Below are 24,690 nucleotides of genomic sequence, written 5' to 3' on the forward strand. Positions count from 1 at the left end.
CCATCCACGGATCGTGGACCGGCCCAGCTCACAGACTTGGGAGACACGCCCTAGGTGGGTCCCTTTCCCGACGCCGATGCCAGAGTGCTCTGCATCACAGCCCGCAGCGATCGAGCGAGCCCTGCGCGTCGGACGAGGCGCATCGGTGCGCGCGCCGTCCCGACGACGCACGCCTCGGTCTCCGAGGTCGCCGACGGACCCTTCCACGAAGGAGCACCGACTCATGACTTCAGCCAGCGTCGAGACCCCGAACGGGGAAGGGGGGAGTCGTGTGACCGAGCTGGACGCCGTCGTGCTCGGGGCGGGCGTGGCCGGCCTCTACCAGCTCCATCAGCTCCGCGAGCAGGGCCTGCGGGTGAAAGCGTTCGACGCCGCCGGCGACGTGGGCGGTACCTGGTGGTGGAACCGGTACCCGGGCGCACGCTTCGATTCCGAGGGCTACATCTACCAGTACCTGTTCGACGAGAAGCTCTACAAGGACTGGAGCTGGAGCCAGAAGTTCCCGGGGCAGCCGGAGATCGAGCGGTGGATGCACTACGTCACCGACCGGCTCGACCTGCGCAAGGACATCCAGTTCGGGACGAGGATCACGTCCGCGCACTACGACGAGGGTCGGGGCCGTTGGCTCGTGCACACCGACCAGGGCGACGTCATCGACACCCAGTTCTTCGTCTCCTGCGCCGGGATGCTCTCCGCGCCCCTGCGGAACATCCCGGGCATCGAGTCGTTCAGCGGGCAGCTCGTGTTCACGTCGGCCTATCCCGCCGAGGGCCCGGACCTGGCGGGCAAGCGCGTCGGTGTCGTCGGGGTCGGCGCGACGGGCATCCAGGTCATCCAGACGATCGCTTCCGAGGTCGGCCACCTCACGGTCTTCGCCCGCACTCCGCAGTACATGCTGCCGATGAAGAATCCGACCTACGGACCGGAGGACCAGGACTGGTACAAGAGCCGCTTCGAGGAGCTCAAGGCCACGATCCCGTACACGTTCTCCGGCTTCGAGTACGACTTCGAGCACGCCTGGGCGGACTGCTCCCCGGAGCGACGCCAGGAGATCCTCGAGGAGATCTATCAGGACGGGTCGCTCAAGCTCTGGCTCGCCGGGTTCGGTGAGGTGTTCTTCGTCGAGGAGATCAGCGAGGCGGTCTCGGAGTTCGTGCGCGACAAGATGCGGGCGCGCCTGCGCGGCGACCAGCACCTCATCGACACCCTCGTACCGACCGACTACGGGTTCGGCACCCACCGGGTGCCGCTGGAGAACGGCTACCTCGAGGTCTACCACCAGGACAACGTCGACCTCGTCAACGTCCGCGACAACGCGATCGCGCAGATCCGCCCCGAGGGGATCGAGCTCGCCGACGGCACCCTCCACGAGTTCGACGTGATCATCCTGGCCACCGGCTTCGATGCCGGCACCGGCGCGCTGACCCGGATCGACGTCCGCGGACGGGACAACCGCTCGCTGGCCGAGGAGTGGGGGCAGGACATCCGCACCACGATGGGCCTGGGCAAGCACGGCTACCCGAACCTGCTCACCACCGCGGTGCCCCTCGCCCCGTCGGCGGCGCTGTGCAACATGACCACCTGCCTGCAGCAGCAGACCGAGTGGATCAGTGGAGCGATCCGGGACCTCAAGGCCGACGGGAAGACGACCATCGAACCGACGGCGGAGGGCGAGGACGCCTGGGTCGCCCATCACGAGGAGCTCGCCAACGCGACGCTCGTCCCGAAGACGACCTCGTGGTACCTCGGCTCGAACGTGCCGGGCAAGCCGCGTCGGCTGCTGTCCTACATCGGGGGGGTCGGCACCTACCGCCAGAAGTGCGAGGACGAGGCCGCCGGCGGCTACCCGACCTTCTCCCGGACCTGAGCCCCGTCCTCCCCCCTCACCCCACGCGTCGCACCCGGCTCCCGGGATCGGCGCGCCAGCAGACCGGAGACCGATCATGAGCAAGCCCATCGACAGCAGCGCCATCGACAAGGTCCTCCAGGCCGCGGTCGACGACGGTGCGGTGCCGCACGTCGCGGCCATCGCCGCCGACCGCGACGGCATCGTCTACGAGGGCGGTGCCGGTGCCCCGACCGTCGGTCAGGGCGGCACCGTCACCACCGGTACGCAGTTCCGGATCATGTCGATGACCAAGATGGTCGCGACCGTGGCCGCACTGCAGCTCCGCGAGTCCGGGCGCGTCGACTTCGACACCCCGGTCGCCGAGTTCTGCCCGGAGTTCGCCGACCTCCAGGTCCTCGACGGCTTCGACGGCGACACCCCACGGCTGCGCGCACCCCGCACCCAGGCGACCGTGCGCCACCTCCTCACCCACACGTCGGGCCTGGGCTACTGGTTCTTCGACGCCGACCTGGCCCGCTACGAGCAGGTGACCGGCACCCCGAACGTCCTCGGTGGCGCCGGCGCGTTCAAGGCCCCGCTGCTGCACGATCCCGGGGCCCGCTTCACCTACGGCATCAACACCGACTGGCTCGGGAAGGTGATCGAGGCCGTCACCGGGCAGGGCCTCGACGTGGTGGTCAAGGAGAAGATCACCGGCCCGCTCGCCATGGCCGACACGATGTTCCTGCTCGACGCGGCCCGCACCGAGAACGCCGTGACCGTCCACGTGCCGGGCGAGGACGGGAGCTGGGCCTCGGCCGGCGAACTGCTCCCGCAGGAACCGGACTGGTGGGCCGGGGGTCACGGGCTCTACTCCACCCCCCGCGACTACATCCGCTTCGAGCAGGCCCTGCTGCGCGGCGGTGAGCTCGACGGCGAGCGCATCCTCGAGCGGACGAGCGTCGAGGACGCCTTCACCAACCAGATCGGTGCCCTGAACTTCCCGCCCGAGATCCCGACCGCCGACCCGGCGACCACCGCCTCGTTCAACGCCGGGCCCGGCTGGAAGTGGGGCTACGGGCTGCTGCTCAACACAGTCGACGTGCCGGGCGGCCGCCGTGCGGGCAGCGGCGCCTGGGCGGGCCTGTTCAACACGCACTTCTGGATCGACCCCACGACCGGGATCTGCGCGTCGATCTACACCAACTCGCTCCCGTTCGTCACACCCGGGGCGTTCGCGCTCTACGGCGAGTTCGAGCAGGCCCTCTACGCCTCTCTGTGACCGGCCGACCGGCGTCGGCCCGCGGGGCGCTCCGGCGGGCCGACGCCGGTCACACCAACAGCCCACCTCGTCGCGCCACCGACACCGCTTCGGTGCGGTTGGTGACGTCGAGCTTGCTGAAGACGTTCTTCAGGTGCCACTTCACCGTGTTGACGGTGACGCCCAGGGCGCGGGCGATCTGCTGGTTGCTGCGTCCGACGTCGAGCATGCGGACGACCTCGAGCTCCCGGCCGTTGAGATCACCCGCGGAGGCCCGGCCGATCGGCTGCGGCGCGTTCGCCACCAGGGCATGGAGTTCCTCGGCGGGCGGGAGCGACTCGTCGACGTCGCCGTCGCCGAGTCGGCCCACGATGCGTGCGAGGACGGCCCGGACGTCCGGGCCGCCCTCGTGGACGAGCTGGGGAACTCCGGCCGAGACGACCCTGGTCAGGACAGCGGCGAGGGTGCGTTCGGCGGACAGGCACCGGGCGGCGCGCTGCTGGATGCCCGCCAGCTGGATCGAGAGCTCGGTGGCGACCCGGAGCTGCCCGTGCTCCGTGGCTTCGGCGACGAGGTCCTCCACGAGTGCCACAGCCCGGTCGTGCTCGCCCTCGGCGGAGTGCACCGCGGCCAGCGCCGATGTCCGGAGCTGATCGATCCGCACACCGATCCCGTCGTGTCGCGACGAGCCCTCGGGCAGGTCGCGGGCCACCCGGTGCGCCTCTCTCGTCCTGCCCCTCGCGAGCATCTGGACGACGCGTTCCGCGCCGACAGCGGCCCGCAGCCGCGTCAGACAGAGCCGATCGGCGACCCGGGCGCCCTCCACGAGCAACTCGGCCGACTCGTCCGTCGCGCCGCGCGCCGCCTTGATGCGCGCCGACAGCACGAAGCTCGCGATCATGAAGTCGACGACGCCGCTCTCGGAGCCGAGCTCCCCGCTCTCGTCGAGCAGACGTTCGGCCTCGCCCACCTCGCCGCGCACGTAGTGCAGCTCTCCGAGCAGCGCGCCGGCGAGCTGTGCGGCGTGGGAGCGCCGGCCCGCGCTCTCGCGGGCCAGGATGACCGCACCCTCGAGCTCCTCCCGCGCCGCGGGTACGTCCAGTTGCGAGAGCGCGGCGACCCCGGCGAAGCAGCGTCCGTAGACGCCGGCGAACGGACCCCTGGTGCGATCGTGGAACGGGGCGGCCCACCGTTGCCGCTCCCGCGCGCGGTCGAATCGCATCGCGTGGATGTCGCAGAAGGTCTGGATGTTCGCCGACACCGCGACCACCCATGGGCGGTAGCTGCGGGAGCTGTGCAGGCTCCGTGCGACGAGGTCCTCGGCCCTGTCCGTGCGGTCGCCGTAGATGTCGATGCATGCCTGCACGACGTCGGCCTCGCTCCGCATCTCCTCGTGGTCCGCGGCCCCCGGCAGCGCCGGGAGCAGGGCGTCGAGTGAGGACTGGGCGGCCGCGGTCCGCTGCAACAGGCAGTTCGCCCACGCGACCGCCATCAGCAACCCGGGCCGGTCGTCGGCGGCGGTGGCCGGGAGCCGGCCGAGCAGCCCCAGCAGGCTCACCATCCGGCTGTGCTCCACGAGCGGCATCGCGTGCTGTTCGACGAGGTCGGTGGCCCGGCGGATGTCGCCGCCGCCCAGCGCGTGCGCCACGGCCTCCGGGACCAGGGTCTGCTCGGCGAACCAGGCCGAGGCCCGGGCGTGCAGGTCGGCGAGCCGGTCGGGATGGTCGCGATCCAGTCGACGTCGCAGGTAGTCGGCGAACAGGTGGTGGTAGCGGAACCACTCCCGCTCGGTGTCGAGGGGACGCAGGAACAGGTCCCGGTTCTCGAGCTCCTCGAGCATCGCCTGGCCGTCCCCCCGGCCGGCGAGCACGCCCGCGAGATCGCCGCAGAGCCGGTCGCACACCGAGGTGGCCAGTAGGAAGTCCAGGACGTCGGCCGGCAGCGCGTCGAGCACGTTCTCCGCCAGGTACTCGCCCACCGAGTGGTGACGTCCGGAGAACCCGCTGATCAACGCGGCGGGGTCGGCGCTGTCCCGCAACGACAGCGACGCCAGCTGCAGCGCGGCGACCCACCCGTCGGTGCCGGCGGAGAGCCGCGCGACGTCGTCGCCGTCGAGACGCAGCCCGTTGAGCTCGACGAGGAACTCCCGGGTCTCGTCGAGGTCGAACCGCAGCGCGTCGGCGTCGATCTCCACCACGTGTCCCCGCACGCGCAGCCGACTCAACGGCAGCTGCGGCCGGCGACGGCTGGTCAGCACGATCGACAGGTTGGGCGGCGCGAAGTCCACCAGGTGCACCAGCGCCCGCCGCGCCGCGGCTTCGTCGACGAGGTGCCAGTCGTCGAACGCGAGGACGACCCGCTCCTCGTGATCGCCCACGACCTCCAGGAGCGCCGACAGGGTGTAGCCCTGCACGTCCTCGGCACTCTGCTCGATCAAGGCAGCAAGATCGTCGATCGACTCGCCGGCCGCGGGGAGGGCTCGACGCACGGCCTCGAGCAGGTGCGCGAGGAACCAGTGCGGATCGACGTCGTCGCCGTGCAGGCCCAGCCAGGCCACCAGGGCCCCGGCGTCCTGCAGGATCGCCAGCCACTGCACCGCCAACGTCGTCTTCCCGTACCCGGCCGGTGCGTGGATCACGGTGAGCCGGCGCGGTTCGGAACGACGCAGACCCTCGAGCACCCGCCGCCGCTCGATGACGTTGTGCACGTGCGTCGGCGCCCGGAAGCGAGCTGACGCCTCGCGGGGTGCCCGGCGTGGCACGGCGGGCGTGGGGACCTCCGGCTCGGTCGTCATCATCGACTGTCCTCCGTCGCCCGCACCCGGCACGGGGCTCGTGACCCCGGAGGTGGTTCGCGGGCTCGGCGCCGACTCGCGCGAGCCGCACCGCCCGGCCGCACGGCCCTGGTACGACCTCCACCACCTTGTCAACCGAACCGGCCGAGCCGACCACCCGATCGGGTAGTCAGTGTGACCCGAGATTCGGCGAGCGGCGAGTGCGTCACCCGGCCTCGGCGCCGGCGGCGAGGGCGTCCTCGCCGCCGGCGCGGTCCGGTGGGGCCTCGTCCTACGTGTCCTTCCCGCTGTCGGGCTCACGGTCGGCGACCTGCTGGGACAACGAGACGTCCGACTCCGACGCCGGCGAGTCCTCCGGGATGTCGGAGTTGTGGCCCTTGCCGCCGTGCTGGCCCGTGGTGTCGCCGCCCTCGGCGGTGGTCTTGCCGGCGTTGCTGTCGTTCATGCTCGTGCTCCCGTCCTCGGCGTCAGCCGTGGTGCTCGTCGTCGTCGACGTCGCTGGCGACGTCGCGCTGTTGTCCGTGCTGCCCTCGTCGACGTGGTCACCGACGACTCCGCCCACAGGGATGGGGGCGTCCGCGTCCACGTGTCCGGCGGGCCGTGCCGCCGTCGGGTCCGGGACGGGTCGAGAAGCACACACCTCTCCGCAGGTCGCGGGCCGGTCCACCTCGGGACGGCAGGTGTGCGCCCCGGACCGTACGGGGTCGGCCCGCTCACGGACACCCCGTGGGCGACCCGGTCGATCCGCCGCTCGCGCACGGCGCTGGTGCGGATCAGGCCGGTTCGGGCTCGGGCCGCGTGGTGGTCCGGCGCGTGTGAGTGGAGAACACCCAGAGTCGGAGCACGACGAACCGAGCCGAACCGACAGCGCCGGTCACCGCGCCGATGAGCAGCAGCTGCGCCCACCAGGCATCGCTCACCACGGGTTCGAGCACCGCCAGGGCCGTGGCGGTGGCGATCAGGCCGGCAGCCGCCAGTCCGCCGCCCTCCCACTGCGCCGTCCACCAGCCGATCCGTCCCCCGGCGTGGAAGGTGAGCCGCCGGTGCAGCTCATTGGCCAGGATGGACGAAACGACGGCGCCGGCCAGGTTGGCCGGCTGGACGCCGAGCGGGCGCAGCAGCAGGAACACGCTGAAGTAGACCAGCGAACTGATCACGCCCACCGTGGCGAAGCGGACGATCTGAGCGGTGGTGTCGTCGCCGTGCAGCCGGGCCCGGGTGCCGCACAGCGCCACCTGCCAGGGCCGCGACCCCTTCGAGCACGGCGGGCACGAACGTGCGGCGGACACTCGCCCACGGTACGTCCGGGCCGCCGAGCCGTTGTTGGTGCAGGTCAGGCCCCGCCCGGGTCGAGTCGCGCGCGGACCGTGGCCAGGCGGCCGGCCAGCTCGGTCTCGTCGATGACGTTCCGGGCGACCAGCGAGTGCGCCAGGGCGACGAGCTGGTTCTCCGGGTGGGGCAGCGAGGAGTACACCTCGCGGGTGATGCGGTCCTCGTCGTCGCGACGGGTGAGCAGGGGCAGCGCCGCCCCCTCCTCGTCGAGCGCGTCGCACATCGCGTCGAGGCTGGACTTCCAGGGCGGCACCGCATGGGTGACGCCGTACTCCGCGGCCATCCGTTCCCAGATCTGGTCGTGCTCGACGATCCGTTCCAGCGTCCGGACCCGGACGGAGGCGATGTCGTGGTCGGTCGTCATGTCGTGTCCCCGTGGACTAGTCGCTCGTCACCGGACGGACCGCGGGGTGCACCGGGCGCACCGCGTTCGAGGTCACCCCGGGCTTGGGCAGCGCGACACCGATCAGGCAGTCGCGGGTCACGATCTCCGCCAGCTGCTCCTCGCTCCACCCCTCCGTGCCGTCCGGCCGGACCGGGAGCACCATGAACCTGTGCTTCGAGTTCGAGTCCTCGACGCGCACCTCGACGTCCTCGGGCAGGTAGAGGCCGAACTCCGCGAGGACCTGGCGCGGCCACCGCACGATGCGGCGACGGTAGTTCGGCGTCCGGTACCACTCCGGCGACATGCCCAGGATCGGGCGGGGATAGCAGGAGCACAGGGTGCAGACGATCACGTGGTGCAGCGTCGGGGTGTCCTCGAGCACCTCGAACGCGGTGAAGTCACTGGGGGTGCCGAACCCGGTCGGGTGGAGCCAGTCGATGCCCATCTCGCGGGACGCGGCGACAGCATCGTCGAGCGCCAGACGCCGGAACTCCGGATCGAGCCAGGCCCTGGCGACGAATCGTGACCCGGCGGCCGGCTCGAGCTGCTCCACGTGCTCGGTGTAGCGCCGGTGGTCCTCGGCGGTGAACAGGCCCTTCTCGATGGCCAGCTCCCGCAGAGCGATCTCCAGCACCTCGAAGTCGGTGACCTCCTCGACCATCGGTGCCGTGCCGGCGTGCTGGTGCGTCTCGTGACCTGACCCGTCCAGGTCCGTCTCCGTCATCCCCGTCCCCCTCCTCGTCTCCGCGTCACGTGCTGCCGGGCTAGACCGCCGGTCGGAGCCAGCGCTCCGAGATCTCCGCCTGGAGCGTGTCGTTCGGAGGGCCCGTGTACGCCGTCCACAGGTCCGCCATCCGGAAGCGCACGATGTAGAACCACTCCGATTCCTGGTCCTCGCGGTCGAACGCCTCGTCCTCCGGCGCCAGGCTCTCGTAGGAGACCTTGGCGACCGTTCCGCTCGCGCCCCTGAGGTATTCCTGGGTGCGCGTGTAGAAGATCGTGGGGAGCTCGCGCACGGACACCGCATCGCCGACCGCGAACCCGGGCGTGCCCGCCGTGTCGGCGAAGCACTGCGGATCGCCCTTGCCGATCGCGTCCACGTGATGGCGGTTGCGGGCGACCGCGTCGGTGTTCCCGGTCGTGCGGGGTGCGGCGTCGAGGGGACCGCGGATGCCGCCGGCGTACCGATCCCGGACCTCGCCCACCCGCTCGATCAGCTCGCCGAGGGTGATGTGGCGCTTGTCGACCAGGCACCGGGCGATCGCCCACAGCCAGCGGCCGTAGTAGGGCAGCCCGAGGTAGTTCGTCCGTCCGAGGTCGACGTTGCCGATCCTCCGGCGTTCCTCCGAGGTCCAGATGCCACGCCAGCCCAGGACCTCACAGGTGACGAACGTGTTGAGCTCCCACTGCTCCTCCTCCTTGTCCTCGAACAAGGCCGGAGGGTCCGGCTCACCGCCGACGTCGTGCGGCGTCTTCATGTAGGCCCGGAACGCATCACGATCGACCTGATCCGGATACGCCCAGTCCTGGACGCGGTGGAACGCCACACGCAGCTGACTCGAAAGATCGCCCAGGACAGAGTTGCCCACGACCATCACCCCGCTGGAAGGTCCACTCCACTAGCCCGAATGCGAAGTGAGAGTAACGTCGATCACACGATCCGGGAAGTGCCGCGACCGGGTGCAGCACCGACCCGCCCGCCGGCCACGACGCCGTCAGAGGATCGGCAACATGCCGCCGTCGCAGCGCAGCACCGTGCCCGTGATGTACCCGGCCGGAGCGCTGCAGAGGAACGCGGCGGCCGCGCCGAACTCGGCGGGGTCCCCGTACCGCCCCACGGGGATGGTGCCGCGGACCTCCGCCTCGACCTCCTCGCGCGAGCGGCCGGAGCGTTCCGCGGCCGCGGTGTCGACCTGTTCCGCCCGCGCCGTCGCGATCCGTCCGGGCAGCAGCGAGTTGACGGTCACCCCGGACGCCGCCACCTCGGTCGCGAGGGTCTTGAGGTAGCCGGCGAGCGCGGCGCGCCCCAGGTTCGAGAGCGCGAGCCCGGGGATCGGGGCCTGCACGCCGCTGGAGCTGATGCTGAGGACGCGACCCCACCCTCGGTGGATCATCGTGGGCAGCGCCCGCTCCAGCAGGACCTGGTGCGGCGCGACGAGGGTCGCGATTGCCGTCCGGACGCCGTCCGCATCGACGTCCCGGGCTGAGCCGGGCGCCGGACCCGGGCCGTTGAGCACCAGGATGTCGGGCTCGCCGACCTGCTCGACCGTGGCCGCGTACAGCTGCTCCGCGCCGCCCGCCTCGACCAGGTCCACCGCGATCCCCACCGCCCCGGGCAGCCCGGACGCGGCGTCGCGGACGCGCTCCTCGGACCGTCCGGTGACGACCACGGTCGCGCCTTCGTGGGCCAGCGCCGACGCCGTCGCGAGGCCGAGGCCCGAGGTGGAGGCGCAGACGAGTGCCGTCCGCCCCGCGATGCCCAGGTCCATGTCCGCTGCCTTCCTGTCGTCCGACCGTGTGGGGATCAGTCGGCCAGGCCGGAGCGAGCGCGTCCAGCCCGTCTCCGACGCCCGCGCAGGCGGGCCTGCCCGTGCACGGCGGACAGCGCCGGGTCGCGGGGCTCCGGCGCGAGGAGGTGGCGCTGCTCGCGGGCGTGAGCGTGGACTACCACGTGCGTCTCGAGCGCGGGAACCTCGGCGGCGTCTCGTGCCGGTACCCGGAAGGGCGGCCCCTGCCAGGACGCCGCCGGACGGCGTTGTGTGGGCCGTGCCGGGGGTACGCACGGCAGGCCCGAGGTCACCGTCACCCATTGATCACCGCACTGCCCGGGAGGACACCATGCAGGACGTCACCCTCAACAACGGCGTCGAGATGCCGATCCTCGGCTTCGGCGTCTACCAGATTCCTGCCGACGACACCGAGAAGGCCGTCACCGACGCCCTCGCCGCCGGGTACCGATCGATCGACACCGCGGCCGCCTACGGTAACGAGGAGGCCGTCGGCCGGGCGATCCGCGCCAGCGGTGTCCCGCGCGACGAGCTGTTCGTGACCACCAAGCTGTGGGTCCAGGACGGCCCCGCCGAGGACAACACCCGGCGGGCGTTCGACGCCTCGCTGAGCCGGCTCGGACTCGATCACGTCGACCTCTACCTGATCCACCAGCCCTACGGCGACTACTACGGCGAGTGGCGTGCGATGGAGGGCCTGTACGCCGACGGGCGGGCCCGGGCGATCGGGGTCTCGAACTTCCACGGCGACCGGCTCGTCGACCTCCTCACCCACAACGAAGTGGTCCCGGCGGTCAACCAGGTCGAGACCCACCCGTTCCACGGCCGGGTCGAGGACCAGCGGCTCATGGCCGAGCACGGCGTGCAGATCGAGTCGTGGGGCCCGTTCGCGGAGGGCAGGAACAACCTGTTCGGCGACCCGACCCTCTCGTCCGTCGCCGAGGCGCACGGGAAGTCGGTGGCGCAGGTCGTGCTGCGCTGGCTGGTCCAGCGCGGCGTCGTCGTCATCCCCAAGTCGGTGCGTCCCGAGCGGATCGCCGAGAACCTCGACGTGTTCGACTTCGAGCTCGCCGATGACGAGATGGCCCGTGTCGCCGGTCTGGACGCCGGCGAGTCGCTGTTCTTCGACCACCGCGACCCCGCCATGGCCGCCCGTCTCGGCGGCGTCCGGGTCGACTGACCCGCTCCGCCACCCACCCCCGGACCCCCGCAACCCGACCCGACGACCTGAGGACCACCGTGAAGACCGCGAAGCTGGGCGACCTCGACGTCAGCCGCATCGGCCTGGGAGCCATGGGCATGTCCCACGGCTACACCGGTGCCGGTAGCGACGACGACGAGTCGATCCGCACCATCCACCGCGCCCTCGACCTGGGTGTCACGTTGATCGACACCGCCGAGGTCTACGGCCCGTACGTCAACGAGGAGCTGGTCGGCCGCGCGATCAGGGGCCGGCGCGACGAGGTCGTGCTGGCCACCAAGTTCGGCCTGATCTCCCACACCGGGGGAGCGGGCGCCGACTCGAGCCCGGGCAACGTCCGTGCCGCGGTCGAGGGGTCGCTGCGCCGGCTCGGCGTCGACCACATCGACCTCTACTACCAGCACCGCGTCGACCCGGGCACGCCGATCGAGGAGACCGTCGGCGCCGTCGCCGAGCTCGTCCAGGCCGGCAAGGTCCGCCACATCGGCCTGTCGGAGGCGTGGACCCACACGATCCGCCGCGCCCACGCGACCCACCCGATCACCGCGCTGCAGTCGGAGTACTCGCTGTTCACCCGCGACCAGGAGGAGATCCTGCCGTTGCTGCGCGAGCTCGGGATCGGGCTCGTGCCCTACTCGCCGCTGGGACGCGGGTTCCTCACCGGGCAGATTCGGTCGATCGAGGACTTCGCCGACGACGACTTCCGCAAGGACAACCCGCGGTTCGTCGGGGAGGCCTTCCAGCGGAACCTCGCCCTCGCCGACGAGGTCCAGGCCGTCGCGACCGAGGCCGGCGCCACCCCCGCGCAGGTCGCCCTGGCGTGGCTGCTGAGCCGGGGCACCGACATCGCGCCGATCCCGGGCACCAAGCGGGTCAGCCGGCTCGAGGAGAACGTCGCCGCCGACGGCGTCGAGCTCACCGACGAGCAGCTGCGCCGCCTCGACGCGCTGCCCCCGGCCGAGGGCGCGCACCACACCGAGGCCCAGATGCAGATGATCGAGCGCTGAGGAGCGCACGGCGTGCCCCGGAGCTCGCCGCCGAGCGGGTGACATCGGTAACCCTCGGGGCTCCGGCGACGACACAATGACGATCGCGTTCGCCCCCCGGCCCCCGGGTCGACGCGCTGGAGGGGCAGTCGCTCGGCTGCTCCACGGGCGGAGACTCGAGGGGTGCCGATGGCGATCAGCCTCGCCGTGACGCCGACCGGACTGCGGGTGCAGTTCACCGGGGTCGACCGGGTGGCCGCGTGCTCGCGAGGGCTCGACGTGTCGTTCGAGCGGATCGTCGGCTCGCGGGTGATGACCAGGGGCGAGGCGATCAGCTCGAGCCCTCGCGTGCCCTGTCCGGGCTCCTGGTGGCCCGGGCGGCTCCGCGCGGGCTCCTGGGGGATCGGTGAACGCCGACAGCTGTGGGGCGTGCGCCGGAGCCCCCGCGTCATCGTCGTCTACCTGTCGGGGCGTCCGTTCCACCGTCTCGTCGTGGACGTCGAGGAGCCCGAGGCAACGCACCGCGCCGTCGAGGCGGCCCTTCTGCACAGCAAGAAGACCCGGGCCCGCCGGTCGCTGCGCGGGCTCCTGTCCGGACCGGGCACCGAGGAGACCGGTCGTTCCTGCACGGCGCCCTGATCGTCCCGGCCCTGATCGTCCCGGCCCTGATCGTCACGGTGGAGCCCCATACTCGACGCGCGGGATCGTCACACCGACGGCAGAGAGGATCGGGCATGCAGCTCGACGGCATCGCAGCGCTCGTCACCGGAGCGGCCTCCGGCCTGGGGGCGGCGACGGCGGCCGCTCTCGTCGAGGGCGGGGCCACCGTGTACGGGCTGGATCTCGAGCAGGCCGTCGCCGACGCGGCCCCGGCCGGCGGTGACGTGCGCCTGGTCGCGGCCGACGTCACCGACGGGGAGCAGGTCCGGGCCGCCGTCGCGGGCATCCAGGAGGACGGCGGCGAGCTGCGGCTCGCGGTCAACTGCGCCGGCATCGCCCCGTCCGCCCGCGTCCTGTCCCGCCGCGGGCCCCACGACCTGGATCTCTTCCACACGGTCCTGAAGGTCAACCTGCTCGGCACCTTCAACGTGATGCGCCTGGCGGCCGAGGCGATGGCCGCCCTGTCGCCGGACGCCCAGGGCCAGCGGGGCGTGGTGGTGAACACCGCGTCGATCGCCGCCTACGAGGCGCAGGTGGGCCAGGTCGCCTACGCCGCGTCCAAGGCCGGCGTCGCCGGGATGACCGTCACCGCCGCCCGCGACCTCGCGCAGTACGGCATTCGCGTCATGACGATCGCGCCGGGCATCGTCGACACCCCGATGATGGCCGGGTTCAGCGACGAGGTCCGCGCCGGACTCGGGGAGAGCGTGCCCTTTCCGCAGCGCATCGCCGCCCCCGAGGAGTACGCCCGGCTGGTGGCGATGATCGTCGCCAACGACTACCTCAACGGCGACGTGATCCGGATGGACGGCGCTCTGCGGATGGGCCCGCGCTGACGCCGTCATGCGATCCGTGCACAGGTGTTGACATGTCCTGGCCGTGCCGGGTTGGGTCGAGGGTGGTCGCACGCCCCGCCGTCCTCGAGGAGAAGCCATGAGCTCTGGTGTCGCCGCTGCGAAGGGCCGGGCGACGGCCGTGGCCGTGCCGGCCTCCGAGGCGCTGCCGTGGCTGGTCAGCGCGGTGGTGGTCGGGCTGGTGCTCTACTACCTGATCGGCATCGACCAGGGGGCGGCGTCGCTCTTCGGCGACAGCTCGATGATCCACGAGCTGGTGCACGACGCCCGCCACTTCCTCGGGTTCCCCTGCCACTGAGGGGCCACGCCGCGCCGGCGTCGGGCCGCCCAGCGCGCCGGCCGGCGCCGGAGTCTCGATCAGCGTGCCCGGCGTCACCCCCGAGGCCGCGTGAGGATCGTCGTTCGGTCGTGTCCAACCAGATGAGTTGAACGGGAAGCGCCGCCGACCGGGCGGCACCGTCTCCACTCGCGGAAGGACTTGAGCCATGAGCACCCCGACCACCACGTCCACGACGCCGACCCCCGCGCACGCGGCCGTGTCGGCCACCACCGGCTCGCGACTCGAGAGCGCGCAGGGCAAGACCACGATCTCCGACGCCGTGGTCGCCAAGGTCGCCGGGATCGCGGCACGCGAGGTCCCGGGCGTCCACGGATTCGGCGGCGGCGCGGCCCGCGCCTTCGGCGCGATCACCGAGCGCATCCCCGGCGGGCGGTCCTCGAACACCCAGGGCGTCTCGGTCGAGGTCGGCGAGCGCCAGACCGCCGTCGACCTGACGATCGTCGTCGAGTACGGCGTCGCGATCGCCGACCTGGCGCGGGCGATCCGCCGCAACGTCATCGGCGCGGTCGAGCAGATGACCGGGCTCGAGGTCGTCGAGGTCAACATCAACGTCGTCGACCTCCACGTCCCGTCGGACGACGACGACCAGGACCAGGACCAGGCCCCGGCGCGGCCCACCAACAGGGTCCAGTGACCCGTCCCCCGACCGGGCCGGCACTCGACACCGAGGCGCTCGCCGAGCCGGTGGCCGCTGCGGTGCTCGCCTGCCCGGCGGTCGCCCGCCTGTCGGCCGGCCCCTTCGGCACCGTCGGTACCTACCTGCCCGGTCGCCGTGTCACCGGCGTCCAGATCACCACCACCGGTATCACGGTCCGGCTCGTCGCCCGCCCGGTCGCGCTGCGCACCCTGGAGACCCAGGTCCGCGCCGCGGTGACCGCCGTCGTCCCGGGCCTGCCGATCCACATCGGCCTCGACGATCTCGACGTCGAGCCGGGCTGACCCCCCGCCGGACCCCTGCAGCCCGCCGGCCGGTCGGCGACGTCGTCGTCGTCTGACCGGCCGGCCGGGCCGGGCCGGCCCTCCGCACACCTCTCCCTTGGAGTTGATCGACATGCGCGTGTCCAACACCGTGCTCGGCCTGGTCGTGGGCCTCGTGCTCGGCCTCGCCGGCGCCTTCGGCGGCTTCGGTGCCTTCCTCCTGGTCCTCGTGCTCGGCGTGGTGGGCCTGCTCGTCGGCCGGTACCTCGACGGACAGCTCGACCTCGACGGTCTCACCGGTCGTGGTCGTTCCGGTGACCGTCCGAGCACACGGCTCTGAGCCCGCCGTGAACAGCCCCGACAGCACCATCGGATCGCCGGCGCCGGACGACAGTCCGACCGGGAAGCTCCAGATCGACACCGCGGGGGAGCGCGGCTCGCTCTCGATCGACGACACCGTGGTCGAGAAGGTCGCCGCCGCCGCCGCCGGCGAGATCGACGGGGTCCGCGGGGCCGCCCGCCGCGTGCTGGGCGTGCCCACCGGCAGCGACGACGGCGACGGACGCCCCCGGGTGTCCGCACGGGTCACCGGGCAGACCGCCGCGCTCGAGGTGCGGCTCTCCGTCGTCTACCCCGCCTCGGTCCGTGCCACCACCGAGGCCGTCCGGTCCCATCTCCGCGACCGGGTCCACGCCCTGACCGAGCTCACCGTCTCGCGCGTCGACGTCTCCGTCGCCGCCCTCACCAGCACCACGACCGGCACCCGGAGGGTGATCGCATGATCCGCCGCCCCCGGCGCAGCACGCCGGCGACCCTCGTCGCCACGGTGCTGCTCGCCCTCTGCGTCCTGACCGCCGTCGCGGTCGTCCAGTCCCTGCTCGGGCAGACCCCGATCCTGGGTCTCGACCAGCTGCTCGCGGTCACCTCGGCGCAGCGGTGGAACAGCGCCGCCACCGTCGCAGTGGCGATCCTGCTGGCCGTGCTCGGCGTCGTCCTGCTGATCGCGGCACTGCGCCCCGGCAAGCCCACCGTCGTCCCGCTGGCCCCCATGGAGTACCCGGACGGGCGTCCCGGCGCCGACGCCGGCGTGCGCCGCGCGACCCTGGCCAAGGACCTCGCCACCACGGCGGGCGCGGTCGCCGGGGTGACCGCGGCCGACGTCTCGGCCCGCCGCAGCCGGATCACCGCCACCGTGCGGGTCGCCGCCGCCGACCCCGCCGCCGTTCCCGGGCAGGTCCGCGATCGGCTCGAGGCCCGCGTGGCCGCGATCGGTCCGTCTCCTCGACCGACGGTGCGGGTCCGGGCCCGTGCCGACGCGAACGCCTGATCCCAACGACCTCCGCCCTCCCGCCCGACCGAGAGAGGCCACCCATGGCCAGCCCGAACCGGCCCGCCCGGCTCAACCGCACCCTGCTGCTCCTCGTCGCGATCGTCCTGCTCGCGGCGGCCGCCTTCACCCTGCTCTCCGCGTCCGGTGTCCTGGACCTGGTGCCCGCCGACCAGCCGCTGACCCCGGAGAGCCTCTCGCCGCCGACCTGGGTCGCGTACGTGACCGTCGTCGTCGCCGTGGTCGTCGGACTGCTGGCCCTGCGCTGGTTGCTCGCCCAGACCCAGCGGCGGGCCCCGACCGGCACGTGGCGTCTCGAGGACGACCCCGCGACGGGGACCACCCGTCTCGACGCCCAGGCCGCGGCCGGCCCGCTGGTCGACGAGGTCGAGACCTACCCCGGGGTGCACCGCGCCTCGGCGCGGCTCGCCGGGACCGCGACGCGCCCGACGCTCCACCTCACCGTCGGCACCGAGGACGCCGCCGATGTCGCCGACCTCCGCCGGCGCATCGACACCGAGGCCGTGCCTCGGCTGTGCGGGGCCCTCGACCTCGCCCACCTGCCCGTCGAGCTGCTGATCCGGCTCGACGACGCCCGCAGCGCCCGGCTGTCCTGACCCCCGGGCCGGCGATCCTCACCCGACCGTCGCCGGTTCGTCACCCCCCGACCGCACCCTGGAGCAGGCCCGGTCCGTCCGGGCTCTCCACCGACAGAACCAGGTGATCCCCTGATGTCCGACCGCCACGTGGTGCCCGCCGAGGACGGCTGGCACGTCGAGAAGGACCACGCGCAGCGTGCGAGCGCCAAGACCCCGACCCAGGCCGAGGCGATCGCCCGCGCCGTGGAGATCGTCGCCAACGACGGCGGGGGACAGGTGATCGTCCACGGCAACGACGGCCAGGTCCGCGAGAACCGCACGGTCGCCGCCGGCGACCCGCGGACCACCCGCACCGCGGCCGGCGTCGCCACCGACGCCGCCGTCGAGGGTGCCCAGGTCACCGGGCGGGCGGCGCGCGACGAGCTCGCCGCGACCGGGGAGGCGCTGGCCGACGAGGCCGACGCCGCGGCGAGGACGGCCGCCGGCCGCACCCGCGCCGGCGTCGAGCACGCGGCCGCCACCGCCGACGCCGCCACCGAGGGCATGGGCGAGGAGGCCGCCGCCGTCGTCGACGGCGACAAGTCCGTCCGTGCCGCGGCACGCGACGCCGCGACCATCGCCGGGACCGCCGGCGGCCAGATCGCCGACCAGGCCGAGCGCACGGCCCGACAGGTCCGCGACGAGACCGCCTCCGCGGCCGACCGCGCCGAGGACCAGGTCGTGGACACCGTCGCCCGCGGCGAGCGCGCCGCGCGCAAGCAGGCCGACCGCGCCGCCGTCGCCGGCGCCGGGCTCGGCGACGAGCTCGACTCCGCCGCCGAGCGCACCGGGCGGCGCATCCACGCCGTCACGGAGTCCCTGGCCGACCCGCTCGACCAGCTCAGCGACCAGGTCCTCGCCCGCCTCGGGGCGCTCTCGCACACCCTCAACCCCGTGCGGGTCGCCGGTCGCGGTGTCGGCACCGTCGTCGCCGGCGGGCTCTCCCTGGCCTCCCTACGACGTAGACGACGTACAGACCGAGGTAGCTCGTGGGAACGTCGGCCGGTGTCGGTGCGACGATAGGCGAGGTCGTCGAACTCGATGCCGGTGAAGACCACCGCGACGAGGAACAGCGAGACCGCCCCTCGGCTCGCGACGCCGACCGGATGCCCGATGAGCTTCTCGGCGCTGTACACCAGCACGGCGATGCCCAGCACGAACTCGACGATCGGGGTCACGGCGCTCCCGGCGCGGACGTGGGACTCGCGAGGTGGCCTCTCCACATCGCCTCTCACCAGAAACGTGATCCCGACCGACGTGGGTCGACGCCGGTGGAGGTGGCATGGAGGGGCGCCGGACCCGTGCGGAACGGGTCCGGCTGCCCCGACATCACCTCAGTCGTCCCTCCGGGCGAGGTCCATCGTCACCTCGGGGGCGACCCCGATGTCTCCGGCGTCGCGTCGCCCCCGGCGCTAGCCGGGGCGCCTCTCCACGGATGCGCTGGGCCACATCGGGGAAATCTCGGGCTGATCGTCGTCCACCAGCCGATGCGCCAGCGCGATCGCCTCCTCGCGGTCGACCCCGTCGGTACGGTTCGTCGCGGACGCCGTCGCTTCGAGGGTGACCACCAGGTCCGCCGCCTCGGCCGACGACACGTCGGCATAGCCCTTGCCGAGCTCGTATCGTGTCCGAAGTATCTTCGCGGCCTGCTTCAGCAGGTTGTCCTGACTTTCCCTCACCGAGGGCTGGTCGGTCATCATGGAGAACTCCTCTACGTCATTCCGGCGCGCCGGTGTGCTCTCGCCGGAGGCTTTCTTCTCCACTGCTATGTCAGGGACGTCGCCTGCGCCAGCACTTCGCGGAGCTCTTCGGCCGCAGCCCGTTTCCCCGACGGGTGGTTGAGCAGTGCGGAACCGACGACGAGCAGCTCCGCGCCGGCCCGGTGCGACGCTGCTGCCGTACTCGCCGAGATTCCCCCGTCCACCTCGATCTGGATCGGCCGCTCGGAACGGTCGGCGAGCTCGCGGGCCTCGGAGACCTTGTCCTCCATCGCGCCGATGTACTCCTGACCGCCGAATCCGGGATTGACGGTCATGATCAGAATCTGATCGAGCTGGTCGAGGACGTAAGGGGCGAAGTCGAGCGACGTCGACGGGTTCACGGCCACCCCCGCGCGAGCCCCGAGATCCCGGATGTTCGAGAGTGTGCGATGCAGGTGCTGGCAGGTCTCGACGTGCACGATGACCGTGCCGCACCCGGCGGAGACGAAGTCCGCCAGTACCAGGTCCGGGTCCTCGACCATGAGGTGAGCTTCGAAGGGCAGGTCGACATAGGGTCGGCACGCGCCGACGACCGCAGCTCCGAACGTCAGGTTCGGGACGAAGCGGCCGTCCATCACGTCCCACTGGATACGGTCGACGCCCGCCGCCTGGAGGTCGAGGACCTCCGCGGCGAGGCGGGAGTAATCGGCGCCCAGAACTGATGCGACGATGGCTGGTGCGGTCATCGATGCCCTCCGTCTGCGTTTCGTCGTGCCCGCCCGGGGCGAACCCTTCAGGCCCTCGTCGATCACCCGTCGCTGGTGGAGCGTCCAGGTCGCCATTGGTCGTCGAATCCTTTCCGCGTGGCTTGCGGTTCGGCGCGCCCGACGACGAAGAATCGTCGTTCTGGCTGTCGTCGCGAATTCGGTGCACACTTCACGACGTCGCAGGCGGTGGACCTCGGGCCGAGTGGGTCGGCGCAACCGGTCGACCGACCGCGAGATCAGAGCCGTTGAAGTGATCTTCATTCTAACATTCGGCGGTGCGGCGGCATAGTGTTCCGGTGGGATCCGGCGAACGATCTCGTTTGCTGCGACCGAGTAGGTGTTGTTTTCAGCGGGATGACTGTCAGACTTGCGGGCATGCGCGTCTACCTCGCTTCCGACCACGCCGGGTTCGAGATGAAGAACCATCTGCTCCGGCGCCTCGATGAACTGGGGCACGAAGTACGTGATCTCGGGGCTGCCGAATTCGACCCGGACGACGCCTACCCGCCCTACTGCATCGAGGCCGGTATTCGGGTGATGGCCGACGAGGGCAGTCTCGGTGTGGTCGTCGGTGGCTCCGGGAACGGTGAACAGATGGCCGCGAACAAGGTTCCCGGAATCCGTGCCGCCCTCGCGTGGAGCACCGAGACCGCGTGCTTGGCGCGGGAGCACAACGACGCTCGGATCGTGGCGATCGGCGCTCGCATGCACACCCTCGACGAGGCCACGGAGATCATCACCTCCTTCGTCGACACTCCTTTCTCGGAGGACCGGCGGCATCTCGACCGCATCGCGATGCTCGACCGGTACGAGGAGAGCGGACAGCCGCCGCCGCTGCACGAGCGCTGATGCCGGTGCGGTGGTCGATCGGGGGAGGCGCATGGCGGGTCAGGCGCCGAGGAGGTCGTGCAGCCGTCCGATCTGGTGATCACCCTCGACGACCAGGACCGTGCCGGTGCTCGAATGCATGGCCACGGAATGCGTCGTGGCACGGTCGGCGCGGTACTGCAGTCCGGGGACGTCGGCGCAGCCGGTGACCCCGGTGGCGCTGAAGAGGATGTCCTCCCCACCGACGAGGTCCCTGGTGTGCAGGACCGCGTCGACGTCGTGCCCGGCGTCGAGCGCCCGTCGACGCGCGCCGGCGTCGCGTGGCCACAATCGCGCCTGGATCGAGCCGCCCAGACAGGCCAGTGCGGCGGCCGCGAGGACGCCCTCGTGTGCGCCACCGATGCCGACGAGCATGTCGCTGTCGCTGTCGGGGTGTGAGGCGGCGAGTGCACCGGCGATCTCCCCGCCCTGGAGGGGACGGGCCCGCGCCCCGGTGCCACGGATCTCGCGCACGATCTCCTCGTGCCGGACGCGCCCGAGGACGGTCACGGTGATGTCGGAGATCGGCCGTTGCGCGGCTGCGGCCACCGCCCGCACGTTCTCGGCCAGCGGACGGTCGAGGTGGACGACATCGCGCGCATCCGGCCCGACGACGAGCACCTCCAGATCGGTGATCGGTGGTGCCCGGAACATCCCGCCGTACTCCGTGGCCGCGATCACCGCGAGAGCATCGGGCATGCCCTTGGCGGCCAGGGTGGCACCGTCGAGGGGGGCGAGGGCGAGGTCGCGGGCCGGGCCGGTGCCGTCACCGACCTGCGCGCCGGCCCGGAAGGGGCCGTCCTCACCCTCGTCCGTGACGACCGTCCCCCGGATGGGGATCGATCCCATGAGGGAGCGCGCGGCGGCCACGGCCGCGGTGATGCCGCTGCGCTCGTCGCCCAGCCCGATCCACCGGCCCGCCGCGAGCGCCGCGATCTCGGTGACCCGCGTGAGCTCGAGGACGAGGTCGGGTTCCGCACGCTCGACGGCACGAGAGGCCGAGGAGCGAGGGGAGTCAGCGGACGGCAGCATTCGCGACCGCCCGCTCGGAGAGGGCATCCTGCGCGGCGCCCCACCGGTCGTCGCTGCCTCGCCAGGCCTCGAGGGCCGGCCCGACCAGCGCCCGACCGAACGAGTACGTCAGCTCCCAGGGAAGGGGAGCGAGCTCCTTCATCGCGGCCAGGTTGTCGGTGGCCTCCTGCGGGTCCTGTCCCCCGGAGAGGAACGCGATCCCCGGCACCGCCGGCGGGACGGTCTCGCGCAGGGTCTCCACGGTCGCGCGGGCGACCTCGGACGCTGTGGGCTTCTGCGAGCAACCGTCGCCCGCCACCACCATGTTCGGCTTGAGGACGATGCCGTCGAGCTGGACCTCCATGAGGCTCAGCTCGCTGAACACCGACCGTAGGACCGCCCGGGTCACCTGCCGGCACTGCTCCAGCGAATGGTCGCCGTCCATGACCACCTCGGGCTCCACGATCGGCACGAGACCCGCCTCCTGGCACAGCCCGGCGTAGCGGGCGAGTGCGTGGGCGTTGGCCCGTTTCGTCCGGTCCGTGGGGAGGCCGTCGCCGATCGAGTACACCGCGCGCCACTTGGTGAAGGTGGCTCCCATGGCCACGTACTCGTCGAGGCGCTCGCGGAGTCCGTCGAGCCCCTCGGTCACCGTCTCGCCCGGAGCGCCGGCCAGCGGCTTGGCGCCGGTGTCGACCTTGATCCCGGCGAGCACCCCGATCCCGGCGAGTGCGGCGGGGAACGTGGTCCCGTCCGAGAGCACCTGGCGGAACGTCTCGTCCGCGAGGATGGCACCGCTGACGGATTCGGAGAGCTCCGGAGTTGTGAGGAGCAGTTCCCGGTAGCGGCGCCGGTTCTCCTCCGTCGGCTCGACGTCGACGCTCTCGAGGCGCTTCGACATCGTCCCGATGCTCTCGTCGGCCGCCAGAATGCCTCGCTTGTTCGACACCAGTGTCCGAGCAACGTCGGTCAGAGATGACATGGGTTCCCCTACCTCTCCGTGGAACGCCGCCCCTGTGCGGCGGCGAGGAATGGTCTCCAGCTCCTGCGCGCCGAGCCGGCGCACGGCCGAGCCGGCAGCGCGGACGTCACCGACGCGTGCGGGATCGACCCGCAGCGGGAGGAATCGCGGCTGGAGGTGCACAGAGGGGCGACATCCGCGGAAGGCCCTCCGGCGAGGCGCGGTCCCCCGTGGGGGCGGTGGGAACCGGCCGAGCGTCGGGCCACTCGAGGTGCCCGACGAACGACAGTTGTAGCCGTCGCCGACGACGGAGCGCAAGCATCTCGTCGCCATCGGTCGCCATCACACGGCCGGTCGCCGGCCTGTCGAGCCGAAGGTCCTCGCTGGTCGGCGTCGGGTCCGTGGGAGGGCGCAGGGGGCTTCCGGCCCGTCTCCACGCTCTCGCGTCCGCGAACGCGCACCGAGGTGGAGCGGGACGCCTCGTGACGATCCGGACCCGAACGGCATCACCACCGAGAACGCCCTTTCGAGGCCCGCTACTGCACGGAGTAACCCTCTGACTCCCCCGCGTAGGGGAGCCGACTGCCCCGCAAGCGTGCCTAGCGTCTGGCCCATGACCTCGATGTTCGTTCGTCATCCACGGGCACCGGACGCCTCGAGGGGGACCCCGCGTCCCCCGCGGTGAGGCCCTGAGGGCCGGTCGACGACCGGTCCGCACGGCGTGCTCGCCGCAGCACAGCCCGGGGCCACGGGCAGGCAGGGGCGCCTGCCCGGGGCCGGGTCCGGGCACCGAGGCGGGGGTCGCGACGCGACCCGGCTCCTCGCCACCGCGGGCTCGAGGACCCGGTGGCGCGATGTCTTCGACGGTGCATCGGGTCCGGGGCGACCCGCTGCAGAACGAGCACGGGCATTTCGGCCCATTCAGTGTGGAAAGGGGTTGTGTCAATTGTCTGCATCGACATCGGGCGCCCACGGCGAGAGCGCCGCGCATTTCGGCGACGCCGCCGACCTGATCATCGGTGAGCACGCCAAGGTCCTCCAGGGCGTCGACGCCGCGACCTGGGAGCGGGCAGGAGCGTTGCTGATCGATGCTCCCGCGGTGTTCACCATCGGCACGGGACGCAGCGGGCTGGCGTTGCAGATGGCGGCGATGCGTTTCATGCATCTCGGCAAGGCCACCCACGTCGTCGGGGAGACGACCGCTCCGGCGATCGGCGCCGGCGACGTGCTGGTCGCGGCCTCCGGCTCCGGCTCCACCAAGCGGGTCGTGACGGCTGCGCGGACGGCCTCCGAGCAGGGCGCCGACGTCCTGGCGATCACCACCGACCCCGACTCCGATCTCGCCGGGCTGGCGACCGAGACGTTGCTGGTCCCTGCCGCCGACAAGCAGGACTTCGAGGGCACGACGTCCGCCCAGTACGCCGGGAGCCTGTTCGAGCAGTCCCTCCTGATCCTCACGGACGCGCTCTTCCACGTCCTCTGGCAGACCAGCGGGAGCCAGGCCCGCGAGCTGTGGCGCCTCCACGCCAATCTCGAGTAGCTCCTGCGTTTGCCGTCGATGCCGTCGATGCCGTCGAGCCCGTGCAAAGGATGCGGTCATGCAGTTGCAGTTCGCCATGGATGTGTCGACGCTCGACGAGGCGCTCGCCCTGTGCCGCCAGGTGGCCGAGCACGTCGACATCATCGAGATCGGAAGCCCTCTGATCAAGAACGAGGGCGTGACGGCGATCCGCGCGATCACGGCGTCGTACCCCGACAAGACGATCTTCGCCGACATGAGGACCGTGGACGCCGGAGCACTCGAGGCCGACATGGCCTTCGGCGCCGGGGCAGACCTCGTGTCGGTGATGGGCGGAGCCGACGACGACACGGTCCGAGGCGCGGTCGCGGCGGCTCGACGCCGCGGCAAGGGCGTGGTCGCCGACATGACCGACGTCCGGGGCTGCGTCCTCCGGGCTCGCGAGCTCGCCGGCCTGGGCGTGGAGTTCTGTGAGTTCCACGCCGGCGGCGACGAGCAGGCCCTGTGCCGGTACTCCGTCCGAGCCGTGATCGAGGCGGGACGGCAGTCGGAAGCGCCCTTCTCGGTCGCCGGCGGCGTGGACCTCGACAGCATCCTCGATGTCCGGGCCTCGGGCGCGGTGGTCGCCGTGGTCGGTGCCGCGATCCGTCGAGCTCCGGACCCGCGTGCCGCGGCCGGCGCGTTCCGGGTCGCCATCGACACGGCCTCCGTGTTCGGCGACGTCACCCCGGTCCGGCAAGGACGACCTCACGGCATTCCCTGCGGGCCCGGGCCCGGGCAGGGACGGGCTCGCCGGCTCGCCGACCGCGCCCGGAACGCCTAGCCGCCGGGCCC

General features: G+C 72.1%; 28 protein-coding genes and 1 pseudogene. 18 read left to right on the plus strand and 11 right to left on the minus strand.

The genetic code is table 11. The annotated features are described in order from the left end of the window. Positions 1–271 precede the first annotated feature (271 nt). Together PH189_RS23275 and PH189_RS23280 are read left to right on the plus strand one after the other, a co-directional pair. Positions 272–1,867, plus strand: a complete 1,596-nt coding sequence (locus PH189_RS23275) for a flavin-containing monooxygenase (protein ID WP_274191220.1) — start codon at positions 272–274, stop codon at positions 1,865–1,867. A 76-nt stretch (positions 1,868–1,943) separates the two neighbouring features. Beyond that, positions 1,944–3,110 carry a serine hydrolase domain-containing protein gene (locus tag PH189_RS23280; protein WP_274191221.1) on the plus strand — a complete coding sequence of 389 codons (1,167 nt, stop codon included), beginning with the start codon at positions 1,944–1,946 and terminating at the stop codon, positions 3,108–3,110. A gap of 49 nt (positions 3,111–3,159) precedes the next feature. On the opposite strand, the gene PH189_RS23285 is transcribed toward PH189_RS23280, so the two are convergent. The 7 genes from PH189_RS23285 to PH189_RS23315 all read right to left on the minus strand — a co-directional run bounded on the left by PH189_RS23285 (position 3,160) and on the right by PH189_RS23315 (position 10,089). Further along, entirely contained in the window at positions 3,160–5,886 is a 2,727-nt protein-coding gene (locus PH189_RS23285) for a winged helix-turn-helix domain-containing protein (RefSeq protein WP_274191222.1), read from the minus strand. Between the two features lie 268 nt (positions 5,887–6,154). Then, a complete protein-coding gene (locus tag PH189_RS23290; protein WP_274191223.1) occupies positions 6,155–6,328 on the minus strand; it encodes a hypothetical protein in 174 nt (57 codons plus the stop codon). A gap of 328 nt (positions 6,329–6,656) precedes the next feature. Further along, the gene (locus PH189_RS23295) at positions 6,657–7,118 is read right to left on the minus strand and encodes a GtrA family protein (protein ID WP_274191224.1); all 462 of its coding nucleotides are present in this window, start codon (positions 7,116–7,118) and stop codon (positions 6,657–6,659) included. 98 nt (positions 7,119–7,216) lie between these two features. After that, entirely contained in the window at positions 7,217–7,579 is a 363-nt protein-coding gene (locus PH189_RS23300; RefSeq protein WP_274191225.1) for a hypothetical protein, read from the minus strand. A 16-nt stretch (positions 7,580–7,595) separates the two neighbouring features. Further along, a complete protein-coding gene (gene scnC, locus PH189_RS23305) occupies positions 7,596–8,324 on the minus strand; it encodes a thiocyanate hydrolase subunit gamma (protein ID WP_274191226.1) in 729 nt (242 codons plus the stop codon). A gap of 40 nt (positions 8,325–8,364) precedes the next feature. Then, entirely contained in the window at positions 8,365–9,189 is an 825-nt protein-coding gene (locus PH189_RS23310) for an SH3-like domain-containing protein (protein ID WP_274191227.1), read from the minus strand. Positions 9,190–9,315: 126 nt separating this feature from the next. Beyond that, positions 9,316–10,089: an SDR family oxidoreductase gene (locus PH189_RS23315; protein WP_274191228.1), complete on the minus strand. Its 774-nt coding sequence runs from the start codon at positions 10,087–10,089 to the stop codon at positions 9,316–9,318. 26 nt (positions 10,090–10,115) lie between these two features. Here PH189_RS23315 and PH189_RS23320 point away from each other — a divergent pair. The 13 genes and pseudogenes from PH189_RS23320 to PH189_RS23380 all read left to right on the plus strand — a co-directional run. After that, positions 10,116–10,307, plus strand: a pseudogene (locus PH189_RS23320) (hypothetical protein); the annotation flags it as partial. A 131-nt stretch (positions 10,308–10,438) separates the two neighbouring features. Further along, positions 10,439–11,287, plus strand: coding sequence for an aldo/keto reductase (locus PH189_RS23325; protein ID WP_274191229.1), 849 nt, complete (start codon positions 10,439–10,441; stop codon positions 11,285–11,287). A 59-nt stretch (positions 11,288–11,346) separates the two neighbouring features. Next, a complete protein-coding gene (locus tag PH189_RS23330) occupies positions 11,347–12,315 on the plus strand; it encodes an aldo/keto reductase (RefSeq protein ID WP_274191230.1) in 969 nt (322 codons plus the stop codon). A 168-nt stretch (positions 12,316–12,483) separates the two neighbouring features. Further along, positions 12,484–12,933: a hypothetical protein gene (locus PH189_RS23335; RefSeq protein ID WP_274191231.1), complete on the plus strand. Its 450-nt coding sequence runs from the start codon at positions 12,484–12,486 to the stop codon at positions 12,931–12,933. Between the two features lie 95 nt (positions 12,934–13,028). Continuing rightward, positions 13,029–13,790 carry an SDR family NAD(P)-dependent oxidoreductase gene (locus PH189_RS23340; RefSeq protein ID WP_274191232.1) on the plus strand — a complete coding sequence of 254 codons (762 nt, stop codon included), beginning with the start codon at positions 13,029–13,031 and terminating at the stop codon, positions 13,788–13,790. A gap of 97 nt (positions 13,791–13,887) precedes the next feature. Then, positions 13,888–14,106, plus strand: coding sequence for a CbtB domain-containing protein (locus PH189_RS23345; protein ID WP_274191233.1), 219 nt, complete (start codon positions 13,888–13,890; stop codon positions 14,104–14,106). Positions 14,107–14,293: 187 nt separating this feature from the next. Further along, entirely contained in the window at positions 14,294–14,782 is a 489-nt protein-coding gene (locus PH189_RS23350) for an Asp23/Gls24 family envelope stress response protein (protein ID WP_274191234.1), read from the plus strand. Further along, the gene (locus PH189_RS23355) at positions 14,779–15,087 is read left to right on the plus strand and encodes a hypothetical protein (protein ID WP_274191235.1); all 309 of its coding nucleotides are present in this window, start codon (positions 14,779–14,781) and stop codon (positions 15,085–15,087) included. The genes PH189_RS23350 and PH189_RS23355 overlap by 4 nt, the downstream gene beginning before the upstream one ends. A gap of 97 nt (positions 15,088–15,184) precedes the next feature. Continuing rightward, positions 15,185–15,406: a hypothetical protein gene (locus tag PH189_RS23360; protein WP_378014992.1), complete on the plus strand. Its 222-nt coding sequence runs from the start codon at positions 15,185–15,187 to the stop codon at positions 15,404–15,406. A 7-nt stretch (positions 15,407–15,413) separates the two neighbouring features. Next, positions 15,414–15,848 (plus strand): Asp23/Gls24 family envelope stress response protein, encoded by a 435-nt coding sequence (locus PH189_RS23365; RefSeq protein ID WP_337994185.1) that lies wholly within the window; start codon positions 15,414–15,416, stop codon positions 15,846–15,848. Continuing rightward, positions 15,845–16,393, plus strand: a complete 549-nt coding sequence (locus tag PH189_RS23370) for a DUF6286 domain-containing protein (protein ID WP_274191236.1) — start codon at positions 15,845–15,847, stop codon at positions 16,391–16,393. Before PH189_RS23365 ends, PH189_RS23370 begins: the two co-directional genes overlap by 4 nt. Positions 16,394–16,437: 44 nt before the next feature. Next, the gene (locus PH189_RS23375; RefSeq protein ID WP_274191237.1) at positions 16,438–17,010 is read left to right on the plus strand and encodes an alkaline shock response membrane anchor protein AmaP; all 573 of its coding nucleotides are present in this window, start codon (positions 16,438–16,440) and stop codon (positions 17,008–17,010) included. A 114-nt stretch (positions 17,011–17,124) separates the two neighbouring features. Beyond that, on the plus strand, positions 17,125–18,054 hold the full coding sequence (locus PH189_RS23380) for a DUF2188 domain-containing protein (RefSeq protein WP_274191238.1): 930 nt from the start codon (positions 17,125–17,127) through the stop codon (positions 18,052–18,054). A 389-nt stretch (positions 18,055–18,443) separates the two neighbouring features. Here PH189_RS23380 and PH189_RS23385 read toward each other — a convergent pair whose 3' ends face one another. Together PH189_RS23385 and rpe are read right to left on the minus strand one after the other, a co-directional pair. After that, entirely contained in the window at positions 18,444–18,731 is a 288-nt protein-coding gene (locus PH189_RS23385; RefSeq protein ID WP_274191239.1) for a hypothetical protein, read from the minus strand. Positions 18,732–18,796: 65 nt separating this feature from the next. Next, positions 18,797–19,573, minus strand: coding sequence for a ribulose-phosphate 3-epimerase (gene rpe, locus PH189_RS23390; protein WP_274191240.1), 777 nt, complete (start codon positions 19,571–19,573; stop codon positions 18,797–18,799). Between the two features lie 300 nt (positions 19,574–19,873). On the opposite strand from rpe, the gene PH189_RS23395 reads away from it, so the two are divergent. Beyond that, entirely contained in the window at positions 19,874–20,347 is a 474-nt protein-coding gene (locus tag PH189_RS23395) for a ribose-5-phosphate isomerase (RefSeq protein ID WP_274191241.1), read from the plus strand. Positions 20,348–20,386: 39 nt separating this feature from the next. Here the strand turns inward: PH189_RS23395 and PH189_RS23400 are convergent, their stop codons facing one another. Continuing rightward, complete coding sequence (locus PH189_RS23400) at positions 20,387–21,397, minus strand: fructose-bisphosphatase class II family protein (RefSeq protein WP_274191242.1); 1,011 nt, start codon at positions 21,395–21,397, stop codon at positions 20,387–20,389. Continuing rightward, positions 21,381–22,358 carry a class I fructose-bisphosphate aldolase gene (locus PH189_RS23405; protein ID WP_274191243.1) on the minus strand — a complete coding sequence of 326 codons (978 nt, stop codon included), beginning with the start codon at positions 22,356–22,358 and terminating at the stop codon, positions 21,381–21,383. The genes PH189_RS23400 and PH189_RS23405 overlap by 17 nt, the downstream gene beginning before the upstream one ends. Before the next feature lie 925 nt (positions 22,359–23,283). On the opposite strand from PH189_RS23405, the gene hxlB reads away from it, so the two are divergent. Then, a complete protein-coding gene (gene hxlB / locus PH189_RS23410; protein ID WP_274191244.1) occupies positions 23,284–23,877 on the plus strand; it encodes a 6-phospho-3-hexuloisomerase in 594 nt (197 codons plus the stop codon). Positions 23,878–23,935: 58 nt separating this feature from the next. Beyond that, complete coding sequence (hxlA, locus tag PH189_RS23415; protein WP_274191245.1) at positions 23,936–24,679, plus strand: 3-hexulose-6-phosphate synthase; 744 nt, start codon at positions 23,936–23,938, stop codon at positions 24,677–24,679. Positions 24,680–24,690 lie beyond the last annotated feature (11 nt).

Source organism: Actinomycetospora chibensis (assembly GCF_028737215.1).
GTDB classification, from domain to species: Bacteria; Actinomycetota; Actinomycetes; order Mycobacteriales; family Pseudonocardiaceae; genus Actinomycetospora; species Actinomycetospora chibensis.